Source organism: Paenibacillus spongiae (assembly GCF_024734895.1).
Lineage (GTDB): Bacteria > Bacillota > Bacilli > Paenibacillales > Paenibacillaceae > Paenibacillus_Z > Paenibacillus_Z spongiae.
This window is the reverse complement of the sequence record NZ_CP091430.1, coordinates 5444141-5456354: the sequence shown is the minus strand read 5'-3', so window position 1 is coordinate 5456354 and position 12214 is coordinate 5444141. Positions and strand designations below refer to the sequence as shown.

General features: G+C 49.2%; 12 protein-coding genes. All 12 read left to right on the top strand.

Translation table 11 applies throughout. The features are described 5' to 3' along the window. Positions 1 to 110 precede the first annotated feature (110 nt). The 12 genes from L1F29_RS24770 to L1F29_RS24710 all read left to right on the top strand — a co-directional run bounded on the left by L1F29_RS24770 (position 111) and on the right by L1F29_RS24710 (position 12189). Positions 111 to 917, top strand: coding sequence for a glycosyltransferase family 2 protein (locus L1F29_RS24770; protein WP_258384707.1), 807 nt, complete (start codon positions 111 to 113; stop codon positions 915 to 917). A gap of 7 nt (positions 918 to 924) precedes the next feature. Then, positions 925 to 2076 carry a glycosyltransferase family 2 protein gene (locus tag L1F29_RS24765; RefSeq protein WP_258384706.1) on the top strand — a complete coding sequence of 384 codons (1152 nt, stop codon included), beginning with the start codon at positions 925 to 927 and terminating at the stop codon, positions 2074 to 2076. A gap of 12 nt (positions 2077 to 2088) precedes the next feature. Continuing rightward, positions 2089 to 2817, top strand: a complete 729-nt coding sequence (locus tag L1F29_RS24760) for a glycosyltransferase family 2 protein (RefSeq protein ID WP_258384705.1) — start codon at positions 2089 to 2091, stop codon at positions 2815 to 2817. Positions 2818 to 2876: 59 nt separating this feature from the next. Beyond that, complete coding sequence (locus L1F29_RS24755) at positions 2877 to 3593, top strand: sugar phosphate nucleotidyltransferase (protein ID WP_258384704.1); 717 nt, start codon at positions 2877 to 2879, stop codon at positions 3591 to 3593. Positions 3594 to 3712: 119 nt separating this feature from the next. After that, positions 3713 to 4849: a CgeB family protein gene (locus L1F29_RS24745; RefSeq protein WP_258384703.1), complete on the top strand. Its 1137-nt coding sequence runs from the start codon at positions 3713 to 3715 to the stop codon at positions 4847 to 4849. Positions 4850 to 5017: 168 nt separating this feature from the next. Continuing rightward, a complete protein-coding gene (locus L1F29_RS24740; RefSeq protein WP_258384702.1) occupies positions 5018 to 5992 on the top strand; it encodes a GT-D fold domain-containing protein in 975 nt (324 codons plus the stop codon). Beyond that, the gene (locus tag L1F29_RS24735) at positions 5989 to 7320 is read left to right on the top strand and encodes a glycosyltransferase family 2 protein (RefSeq protein ID WP_258384701.1); all 1332 of its coding nucleotides are present in this window, start codon (positions 5989 to 5991) and stop codon (positions 7318 to 7320) included. Before L1F29_RS24740 ends, L1F29_RS24735 begins: the two co-directional genes overlap by 4 nt. A gap of 22 nt (positions 7321 to 7342) precedes the next feature. Next, positions 7343 to 7606, top strand: coding sequence for a FliH/SctL family protein (locus tag L1F29_RS24730; protein WP_258384700.1), 264 nt, complete (start codon positions 7343 to 7345; stop codon positions 7604 to 7606). 6 nt (positions 7607 to 7612) lie between these two features. Continuing rightward, entirely contained in the window at positions 7613 to 8800 is a 1188-nt protein-coding gene (locus L1F29_RS24725; protein WP_258384699.1) for a glycosyltransferase family protein, read from the top strand. Positions 8801 to 8820: 20 nt separating this feature from the next. Continuing rightward, positions 8821 to 9849, top strand: a complete 1029-nt coding sequence (locus L1F29_RS24720) for a glycosyltransferase family protein (protein ID WP_258384698.1) — start codon at positions 8821 to 8823, stop codon at positions 9847 to 9849. A gap of 28 nt (positions 9850 to 9877) precedes the next feature. Further along, positions 9878 to 11011 carry a DegT/DnrJ/EryC1/StrS family aminotransferase gene (locus L1F29_RS24715; RefSeq protein WP_258384697.1) on the top strand — a complete coding sequence of 378 codons (1134 nt, stop codon included), beginning with the start codon at positions 9878 to 9880 and terminating at the stop codon, positions 11009 to 11011. Beyond that, entirely contained in the window at positions 11008 to 12189 is a 1182-nt protein-coding gene (locus tag L1F29_RS24710) for an ATP-grasp domain-containing protein (protein WP_258384696.1), read from the top strand. The genes L1F29_RS24715 and L1F29_RS24710 overlap by 4 nt, the downstream gene beginning before the upstream one ends. Positions 12190 to 12214 lie beyond the last annotated feature (25 nt).

Sequence of the window (12214 nt, the reverse complement as noted above, 5' to 3'; positions counted from 1 at the left end):
TGCAAACAGCGTTAATTTCGCCTTCAGGTACGAATGCCGTTACGGTTAAACTACCTATACATAGAATGAGGGTAACAGTCTTCTTATAACGAAATAGGCAGGTGAGGTACATGCCGAGACGAAGTGCTGCTAGCCCCGGAAACATCGTAAAGGCCCGCCGGAATTCCTTCACGATCAGAAACGCGGAATTTCCCAAGGTGTCCGTCATCATCCCTGCTATGAATGAAAGGAAGACCATTGCGGCCGTAATTCGTCAAGCCTACCGGGTACATCCCGAGACGGAGGTTATCGTAGTTGCCAATGGTTCCACGGACGGTACGGCTGAGATCGCTCAGCGAATCGGCGCCAAAGTGATCCGCTTTGCTCATCCGCTGGGTCATGATGTAGGTCGAAGTATTGGCGCCAAGGAGGCAAAGGGTGAAATCCTGCTGTTTACGGATGCCGATATTGTCATACCGACCCGGGATTTCATTCCCTTAACGAAAGCCGTTGAGGGAGGCGTTGACGTGGCTTTAAACAAATATTTGGGACCGACCGCCAAGCAGCACGTCCATAGCGTCGTGCTTGCCAAGCATTCCTTGAATATTCTCGTTTCGAATCCCGATCTGAAGGGCGCGTCCCTGACAACCATTCCGCATGCGATCAACCGCAAAGCGAGGGAGGTCATCGGCCCGGACAATTTGGCGGTCCCTCCTAAAGCCCAGGCCATAGCCATCTTTCAAGGATTGAAAGTTCGCGGCGTCCATTATGTGGATGTAGGGAGAAGAAATCCGAGAAGAGGCCGGACAAAAGGGAATGATCCGCTTGAAAAGCTGATTGTTGGCGACCACTTGGAAGCGCTGGACTGGTACGTCTCGAAAACCGGGATGCGGGGAAGCCGGCAGGACCTCAATCGAATTAGAGAGAGCGTGCGGTGATGATGGAATGGTAAACAGAAGGCCGACACGAAGCAGGAGAACCGCAGCCAGCCCCCCATTAAGAAGGAAACCAACACCAACCAGACAAAAATCAATTCCAATAAGAAGAAATAGGAACAATTTAGGAGCCCGGAAATTCAAGAGGCCCTTAACTTCCCCAGGATCGGCCAACTATTGGAGAGAGCGGGCTTATACGGCGGGTTATCTGGCCGCAACGGCGGAAGATCCGCCATTAACGGAAGAGAAGTCAAATCCGGTAGAAAACAATCTGCATCATAAAGTGAATGCACGCTGGCACCAATGGTATCAATCCGTTAAACGATTGCCGTGGCCCCTATATCACGCAGCCGCAGCCAGGTTTGCGGAAGGATACCGTAAGCATGCGGGAGGTTACTTCGGAAATCGCCTGCTGGTTCCGACGACCAAGAAGGTTGCGGCGATCGTTACGGTCATGAATGAAAAGGATACGATTCTAAGCGTTATTGAGCAGCTTCACCGGCTGCCGCTGCATGAAATTATTTTCATCGTGAACGGATCGACCGATGAAACCTTCGAGATGATCCGAAACCAATCCCGGGCCATCATTGTCCATTATCGTCATGCTTTGGGTCATGATGTTGGCAGAGCGATAGGGGCTAAGCTGTCCGAATCCGAAATCCTGCTTTTTCTTGACGGAGATTTCCCGGTATTTGCGGAGCATCTCGTCCCTTTCATCGATGCCATTGAACGGGGTGTGGATATTGCCTTAAACAATATTTCCCCCTATATCGGACTATTCTCCGGCAGAGATGATGTAACCAAGGTCAAGGAATTCATCAACCGGTCGATGGCCAGGGCAGATCTCGAATCGAATTCACTTACTGCGGTCCCCCATGCGATGAGGAAACAAGCGGCACAATTAATCGGGTACGCCAATTTAGCGGTCCCTCCGAAAGCGCAAGTCATCGCAATTGACAAAGGATTGCAAATAAGCTCGCCGGCTAGCGTGGACGTCATTACACCCAATCGGCTTCGGGCGCGAAATGTCGGGCAGAACAATGCCGTGTCCGAGTTGATCATCGGAGATCACATCGAAGCTTTGAAAACGGCGTTGGACTTGAAAGGATCGCGGTTATCGTTCGCGGATCGGATCAGACAGCGGCCATTAACCCGGCACTAGAAGGGGAGCGGTATGAAAAAAACGAGCATTATTATTCCGACATGCAATGGAAGGGAATTGCTCAAGGATTGTGTATATTCGATTAAGCGGCATACGGATCAACCCTATGAAATTATAGTCGTTGATAATGGCTCAACCGACGGAACAGCCGATATTTGCCGGCAGGAGGGGATTACCTTCATTTCGCTTGCGAGCAATATCGGCTTTCCCGCTGCTTGCAATATGGGACTGAAAATCGCTTCCGGCGACAACCTTCTATTACTGAATAACGACGTCATCGTTTCCCGCAACTGGTTAAGCAACATGCTGAATTGTCTTCATAGCCGACCGGATATCGGCATCGTCGGACCGTTCACAAACTATGCAAGCGGCAGACAGCAGATCGATATGCCCTATACGAATCTGGAGGAGATGTCCAGCAGGCTGAATGATCCGAACGCCGAAAAGTGGATCCGGGTGGATCGCATCGTCGGGTTATGCTTTCTATTTACACGTGAGTTAATGGAGCATATCGGAATGCTGGACGAACGGTTTTCTCCCGGTCATTTTGAAGACGACGATTACTGTTACCGGGCGCGGAATGTGGGATATCAATTAAGAATCGCAGGGGATGTTTTCATTTTTCATCATGGCAGTGCCAGTTTTGGCCGGCAGGATGAGAGTAAGGTGAAGCAGCTCATAGAGACCAACCGCCAAAAATTTATGGATAAATGGGGCGTCGACCCGGCCAACTATATTTAGGCGAGATAGCCCGATAACATCCTCTTTAAGCTGAATATGGTACGGAAAGGAAGGGTTATATGAAGGGTGTCATACTGGCTGGAGGTACAGGAAGCCGTCTGTATCCGTTAACCAAAATAATAAACAAACATCTGCTTCCTGTCGGAAATGTTCCTATGATCTGCCACGGCATTGAGAAATTCCGGGATGCGGGCATTGAAGAAATTCTCATCGTCATTGGCAAGCATTCTGCAGGATTATTTACCGAGCTGCTAGGCAGCGGTAAGGAATGGGGGGTCCGCATCACCTATAAAATTCAGGAAGAAGCCGGCGGAATCGCGCAAGCTTTATCGCTTGCCGAACCTATCATGAAGACAGGCGAAAGATTCGTTGTTCTTCTAGGCGACAATTTATTCGAGGATTCCTTAACGCCCTATGTCCAGGCTTTTCATAGACAGACGGAAGGCGCCCGGGTACTTCTGAAGAAAGTTCACGACCCGACGAGATACGGGGTTCCGATATTGAAGGACGATCGCATTGAATCGATTGAGGAGAAACCGGCTCAACCGAAATCCGATTACTGCGTAACGGGTATCTACATGTATGATTCCGGTGTGTTCGATGTGATTCGAGCGATTAAGCCCTCCACGCGCGGCGAGCTGGAAATTACCGATGTGAACAATGTTTATTCAGCCAAGGGGCAGCTCGCCTACGACATTCTGGACGGCTGGTGGACCGATGCGGGCACCTTCCATTCTCTTTATCAAGCCTGCGGCCGGGTTTTGAATGAGGAATGAACAATATTTTACCGAATAGAGCCCGATCGCTCCCAATAGCTCATATTCAGCCAGCAAAGCGGCTTCCGATTTGCTGGCCCATTCCTATTATGAGACGAATGAATTCGGAGGCCTGACAGATGCGAACTAGCGAACAAACTTCGCAAGAGCAGGAAGTATTCTTAACCGAAGAAATAGCAAGCAAAAATGGGCGTGATGCCGGTTTTCGGCAGGGACGAAATGACGGATACCGATTGGGATACTGTGATGCCGCCCTGCGCGGACTGCCCGTGGCTTCTGAGCCCATTCGAGATATAAAGATCCTCTATGTCACAGCGGGCATCGGTGTTCCTTATCCGGCGCTGGACCAGGCTGTGATTGACGCACTGGAGGGACTGATCTCAGGTTTATCGGTCGCCACCCCTTCGGACGATGTTGTCGCAATCGCCAAAAAAGTTCAGCCGGACCTGGTGCTCGTTCTTAACGGAGTGGTATTGCCTGCAGACAAAGTCAAACAACTGCGGCAAAGCGGATTTAAAACAGCTGTCTGGTTTACCGACGATCCCTATTATACGGACTGGACCATTTCGATCGCGCCCCGATACGATTATGTGTTTACGCTTGAACTCAACTGTCTGTCATTTTACCGTAAGTTAGGCTGTCAGCATGTTTATTATCTTCCGTTCGCAGTCAATCCCAAAGTATTTCATCCGAAGCATGTGCCTACTTCTTATCAATCCGACATCTGTTTTATTGGAACGGCTTTTTGGAACCGGGTCGAGTTGATCGATCGCCTAGCCCCGATTCTGATGGATAGAAGAGTTGTAATCGCTGGATGGTGGTGGGATCGGCTGAAAAGCTATTCCCAGCTGTCCGATAAAATCAAACTCGGCGATTGGATGACTCCTATGGATACGGCCAGCTACTATAATGGAGCGAAAATTGTAATCAATCTTCATCGTTCCATTCATGATGATACGATCAATGCAAACACCAGAAAAATAGAGGCTCTTTCCGTCAATCCGCGAACGTTTGAAATCTCCGGCTGCGCCACGCTGCAGCTGTCCGATATTCGTCAGGATATAAACAATATATACACCCCTGATAAGGAAATCGTCACGTACGCTTCTCACGACGAACTGATTGATAAGATTGATTATTATTTGAGTCATGAGGAAGAGAGGCAAGAAGTGGCCTTGAGCGGGATGATGAGAACGAGACGGGAACATACCTACCATACAAGATTGAACACGATGCTGAGCATCATTTTCCCATGATTGTCCTTCTTAAAATGGATGGCTGTACCTGTTTCTTAACGTATTGTAAAGAATATAGTGATTTTATGAGTTAGTGGGGTGATTATCATACGGCGGCGACGCATTCATAGGCGAGTATCCTCAAAAAGGAGGTCATCGCCCAAGAAGCCGCTTGGCCAAGATGCTTGCATGCAGAAAGTGATGGCACAAGCGGCTGCTTCCTATAATCAAGGTTATGATGCCGGTTATGACGATGCCTTGATCAAATCGATGCAAACGGTGCAACCCGTGCAACCCGTACAGCCCTTGAAATCCGTGCAGCAGGTACCCGTTGAAGACCGGATTAGAAGTTTCGATAAAGATTACAAGAAAGGGGTCTATGACGGAGGAGATGGTATCGTGGACGCGATTCTTCCCGAACTGGATATTCTTCCCGATATTTCCGTGCGTCAAATTATTGAAGCCGGTGTGGAGATGATGCGTTCCCAGACCTATAAACTTCTCGGCGCACCGGAAGTTGCCGGGGAAATAACGAATGCTTTGAAAAGAAAATCGCCGTTGTCGGTTATTCGCCTGGGGGATGGCGAGTTGTTGACGTTAGCGCAGGAAGTGGTCATGAAGGGGGAGCAGGTACGGAAGGAAGGCCATTTTCTGAATTATGCCGGCATACGGCTGCCGGATCTTGCAGCAAGAGACCAGCTGGTTCGAGCGGTAAGAAAGGCAGATATCGTAGGCATACCCAAATTAAGATTGCCTAACTTTCAACCCCTTGCCTTTGCCGTATTCAAAGCGCACGGCATTGATTACCGGCAATTGCGGCTGACTTTATCGACAATCAACTATGCCCTGCATTTGGAAGGGTTTCTGCGAGGGATACTCGCAAATTCCCGTGTGCTGGTTGTAGGCAATTCAGCCCCTGGTCTTTCACATGCACTTTCACTCGGCGGCCTTCATGTAATCGGGACGGTTGCTCCCGTTGAAGGTATGCCTGATATCCCGAGAGTGATGGAGGAAATTGCGGCTCTCGATTTCGACATTGCGCTTGTCGGGGCGGGTATTCCTGCTGTTATTATCGTGCAGCGCATTGCTTCCGAGCTTGGAAAAGTCGCGTTCGACTTCGGGCATTTGGCCGATTCCATCGTGAAAGGGGAATCCGTCTTATGAACAAGGCGGCGAAGCGAAGCGACGGGTTTAACGACGGATTCTCCATAGGCTATAACAAGGGGTACGAGGATGGCTTTCGTCGCGGGAAAGACGCGGGGGCTGCCAGCTATGAGACTCTCTTCGAAGGTACGAGTATTATTATTCCGACCTACAATCAGCTTCGTTATGTAAAAGAATGCATAGAAAGCATTGCCAGGTACACCTCCGAGCCCTATGAACTGATTGTGATCGACAACGCTTCTGATGACGGCACGTCGGCGTATTTGAAATCAGCGGGTGGAGGACTCCGCTTTCAGATTAATAACGAAAATAAAGGCTTTGCGGGGGCGGTAAACCAGGGACTTATGCTGGCGAGGGGAACGACATTGATGATCTTGAACAACGATTCGGTCGTAACCCCCGACTGGCTCTCCAACTTGCTGACATGTCTGCACAGCAATCCGCACTACGGAATTGTCGGGCCAGTGACGAATTACATCAGCGGGGATCAGCTCATTGAAACGAGCTATTCGAATATAGAAGAAATGCAGCAATTCTCGCGAACGTTCAATCGATCCGATGCGAGCCGGTGGGTCGTAACAGGAAGGCTGACCGGATTCTGTATGCTGTTTAGGCGAGAGGATTTCAGACGACTGGGTTATTTTGACGAAGGATTTGAGATCGGCAACTGTGAAGATGACGATTACGGATTGCGTGCCCGGCTGCTGGGCATGCAGCTTGTAATCGCAAAGGATACGTTTATTCATCATTACGGCAGTGTGAGCATGAAATCGTTGAATGGCAGGTTTGATCAGGTGTATAAGAAGAATCTTGCGTTTTACGCCAATAAATGGGCCGATCCACATATGATGCTGTCTCTGGCATGGCAGCGAACGATGAACGGCATAACGCTTCGAACGATTGACTCCTATCCAACATGCGTGATCGTGCAAGGTGCCGGTACAACGTCCTATTGGGTGGAGAACGGCATTCGATCCCCGATCGTCGGCACCGTTGATGTTCAAGCGATCCGGGTTTCCCAGATCGATCTGCGCAATTGGCAGCTTGGCGAAGCCATTATGGCGGAGGAAGTCATGAATCGGATGCACGTATTGTACCGGTCTTCGACGGAGAGCCCGGATGTCGAAGGCAGGCTTGTAAGGCTGCAAGACGGCGCTGTCTATCAGCGCAAAGGGGGAAAGCTGCATCGGTTTATGAACCGGCAGACAATAGCTGCTTGGAAGCTTGATTATTATGAACCGCTGATTCTCCACCAGCTCAAGGTGCAGCATGGCGAGGAGGGGCCTCCTATTATCTCTCCTCCGCTATTGAAGGCTGACAATATATAAAAACTTTTAGGAGGGCGCAAAGATGATCAAACGCAGATCGAGTGGAAAGCCGGTAAAAGGCAGAGGGCCAATAAGAAAAACCGGGAAGAGAACAGCCGTAAGAACAACTGCAAGCAAAGGGAAGAGACGGGTAAGGAGAACGGCCTTGAGAACGCCGGTCAAAAAAACCGGCTCCTATAATCAATCGTATGATGCAGGATTCGATTCCGCATACAATGAAGGGTTCAACGTTGGCTACGCAGAGGGAATGGCAGCCGGCCATCAAGATGCATATAAGGGAGATTGATACGCAATGGCGCTGAGAAAAAAACTAAGGTCCGTGAAGAGCAGAAAGCGTCCGGCAGTTCGTCTGAGCGCTTTCCAGCAGGGTCGTATCACCGGCTTTCAACGGGGCAGAGAGGATGGTTTCGCGCAAGGACGCGCAAACGCCGCGAAGAAATCCGCAACCGCCGTCGCCGTACCCGAACATCCGGCTGCGGAGGTTCTCGTTATCACGGCCGGGTTCATTCCTTCGCTAGAGATCGGTGTTATTCAACCCTTAAGCGCCCTGAAAAATCGCGAGAATTTACGATTCGACGTGAAGCAGGAAGATCAAGTCAGCCATGAAATGATCGAGGCTGCGGACACGGTCATATTTGTGCGCAATGTCGAACCTGCCGCCTATGCGCTGCTGGAACTGGCAAAGCGGCTCGGAAAACGGACCGTTTATGTCATCGATGATAATTTCTTGGAAATTCAGCCGACCACGGCGGTCGGCCAGTATTATTCCGATCCGGTCCTCAGAGAGACATTCATCAAGTTTTTGAGAAACGTGCACATCGTTAAAGTGGATGCTCAAGAGCTTGGCGCCTATATTCAAGAACGGTTTAATCGGAATGTCGTTTATTTCCCGGCCAGCGTCGATTTTGAGTGGCTTGATGAACAGAGCAGGCGCGTCAAGGATGACGAACAAATCGTAATCGGTTATGAAGGGGGCGCCAAAGAGGAGGATTTCGTCCCCGTGACGGCAGCCCTGAGCAAGATTCTTGATTACTATGGGGGATTTGTCCGGCTGGAGTTTTTCGGTTACGTCCCTGCCTCCTTGGCCGACCATCCGAGCGTTAGATTTGAAGAGGGAGGCATGGAGTACAAAGACTTCTTAAAGAAGCTGAATCGATGCAATTGGGATATTGGGCTTGCGCCGCTTGGCGACAATACGTTCAACAAAGGGAAGACCAATAACAAGCTTCGTGAATACGGAGCATGCCGAATACCCGGTATCTATTCCAATTCTCCCGTCTATGCTCCCTGGGTCAACCAAGGCGAAACGGGATATCTTGTCCCGCATACCGAGAAAGGCTGGTTTGAAGGAATCAAGGACATGATTGAGAATCCGGCAATGCGGATCCGTATCAGGGAGAATGCGGAAGCAGCGGCAAGGCAGCACTTCTCGTTAACCACGTGCATAGAAAACTGGAAGAAGTTTATTTTTAAATTGTAGGATGGGGGGTGAAGCGGCTTATGGGCAGAAGAGGGGATATGAACGTACTCATCATTGGCTCCGACAAAATCGCATCGTATAAGATCGGCATAGAGCAGCCATTTCGCCACCTGGAAAAATTAGGGGTATGCAGGTTTGACGTCAGGTCCGATGATGATGTGCATATATCAAGACTTGCCGCTTCGGATGTCGTCATCTTTTTTCGCACGGTTCAACCCGAAGCGTATAAATGTCTGGAGTTAGCCCGCGAGATGGGGAAAAAAACGGTGTATGTGATCGACGACCACTTCTTGGCCATGTCTCCGGCAACTGAGATGGGAAGATACTATCAGGAATCGTCGAAAAGAAAAACGTATGTCAAGTTTCTAAAAAACGCGCATATCGTCAAAGTCGCCTCCGGATTTTTTGGCAAACATCTCGAGACGCATTTTAATCCGAATAAAGTGGTTAATTTCCCGGGCAGTGTTGATTTTTCCTTGATTTCCGGTTTGCAGAAGGACAGAAAGAACGAGGATAAAATCGTAATCGGATATGAAGGCGGCAGGAAGCCGGCTGCCTTTGATCCGGTTACGAATGCGCTGAGGGGAATCATTCGAACATACGGAGAAAAAATCAGAATCGAGTTCTTCGGGTATGTTCCCGAAGGACTCGAAGGCAAGCCGCAAGTGTCATTTATCCAGCATGATTCCGATTATAGAAGCTTTCTGAAACGGCTTTACCGTTCGAAGTGGGACATCGGCCTGGCTCCTCTAGAGAATTCGCTGCTGCACGATTGCAAAACCAATAATAAATTCCGCGAATACTCCGCATGCCGGATACCGGGCATCTATTCCTCCTCTCCGGCCTATAAGGATTGGGTCAAGAACAAAGAAAACGGGATTCTAGTCTCGGATTCGAGAGATGATTGGTATGAAGCAATGGTCGAGCTGATCGAAAAGCCGGAGCTAAGACAGACCATTAGCGATAACGCGGAAAGGTCGGCATGGGAAAATTTCTCTGTGGATGTTTGTGCGGATCGATGGCGTACGCAAATCTTGATGTCGGAATAAATTTTGTGATAAAGAAAGGTGATTTCACTTGGAACATAAACTGATTCCTGTTCTTCAGCCAAGTATCGGTCAAGAGGAAATCGATGCGGTGACGGAGGTTCTGCGTTCCGGATGGCTTGGTCTCGGACCCAAGACCGAGCAATTCGAACAACAATTTGCCGGTTTTGCCGGAAGCCGTTTCGCGGTTGCGCTCAATTCCGGAACGGCTGCGCTTCATTTGGCGCTGGAAATACTGGGAATCGGACCGGGAGACGAAGTTATCGTACCCTCAATGACCTTCATTTCGACCGTCCACGCGGTCAGTTATGTGGGTGCAACGCCGGTATTTGCAGATATTGAACATGATTCGATGAATATATCGGTAGCTGACATCGAACGCAAAATAACGGATCGAACGAAAGCAATCATCGTCGTTCATATGGGCGGCCATCCCTGCGACATGGATGCGGTGCATGAATTGGCACTCTCGAAGGGAATCAAAGTGGTAGAAGACGCCGCGCATGCCTGCGGTGCGGAATATAAAGGCAAGCGGATCGGGTCGATCAGCGACTTGACCTGCTTCAGCTTCCATGCGGTCAAAAACTTGACCAGCGGCGAAGGCGGAGGGATCACTTGCAATGCGGAGTGGATGAACCGAAAGCTGCGCGAGAAACGATGGGTCGGTATTTCCCGGGATACTTGGATGCGGTCATCGCATGAAAAAGTGTATGCATGGCAGTATTTTGTCGACGATATCGGCTACAAATACCATATGAACGATTTACAAGCGGCGATCGGCCTTGTTCAACTAAACAAGCTTGATCAATTAAATGCTAGGCGCAGAGAAATTGCGGAACGTTATCAAGCCGAGCTAAAAGATTTGGATTGGATAAAGCTGCCGAAGGAAAAGCCGTATGCCCGGAGTGCATGGCATCTGTTCCAAATTCAGTTCAACGAAGACAGTCTAAGGGATCGAATGATTGCTCACCTGCAAGAACATAATATTGCCTCCGGAGTCCACTACTATCCCTGCCATCTTCATCCGTGCTACCTTCATTTAAAAGCGATAGTCCCCCTTTCCTCCGAAATATGGAAGAGAATTCTTACCCTGCCGATTCATCCGAATGTAACGGAAGAAGACCTCGATCGGATCATTAGCCGCATCAGAGAGTTCAAGCCATGAAGAAGCTAATGATACTGGGTGCGGGCATCTCTCAGCTGCCATTGATCAAAACAGCGAAACGAATGGGGTTATATGTCATTGTTATCAGCCGCCAGGGCAACTACCCGGGATTTGCTTTGGCGGATAAAGTCTATTATGAAGATACAACAAATGCGGATAGTATCGTGGAAATCGCCAAGCTCGAACAAATTGACGGCATATGTACGACCGGTACGGATGTGGCTGTCAAAGCGATCGGTAAAGTGGCGGATACCCTTGGCATCAGCGGAATCAGTTACGAGTCTGCCAAGCTTTCATCCAATAAATGGGAAATGAAACAGGCTTTTATGGAATACGGCGTAAGAACGGCTAAGTTTTTAAAGGTTAACAATAAAGAGGAGGCCCATAACGCTTTCAAATCGTTATCGCCCCCTCTTATCTTTAAAGCGGCAGACAGCGGAGCCAGCAAGGGGATTGTGAAAGTAACGGATGCCGCACAAATCGATTACGCCTTCACTCAAGTCAAGAAGGAAACCAAACTGGACTTTTTTATCATTGAGGAATTCGTCGAAGGTACTGAGTTTGGGGCGCAAGCATTTGTATATAACAACCAAATTCAATTTATAATGCCGCATGGCGATCTCATGTTTTATGGAGATGCCGGGGTGCCGGTCGGTCACTATGTGCCGTACCATTCATCGGACAAAATCGAAGAGGATATTCGTTTGCAGTTAGAGCAAAGCGTTCGCGCATTGCGGTTAAATAACTGTGCGATAAACGCGGATTTTATTATAAAAGATAACCGGGTATATGTTCTTGAAATCGGCGGCAGAGCGGGAGCGACATGTTTACCTGAACTCGTATCCACCTTCTTCGGATTTGATTATTATGAGCAGATTGTTAGAGCCGCTCTTCATATGAATCCCGATTTCCGCATTCATAGTGCTCAGCCTTGTGCATGTGCGCTAATCATTTCGGATCAAGACGGGGAGATCGTGAGCCTAGAGAATGGAAATGTACCTCATGAGGACATCATTCAAGTATCGTTCGATTATGAAATAGGCGATCATATCCGCAAATTCAGGGTTGGTACGGACCGGATCGGGCAGATCGTCGTCAAAGGCCGCAGTTTGGAAGGAACGATGAAGCGATTAGAGGAAGTCGAAGGAAATATAACAATCACATTAAGGCAGCCGTAGCGAAGCCGCGGCTGCCGGAATATTG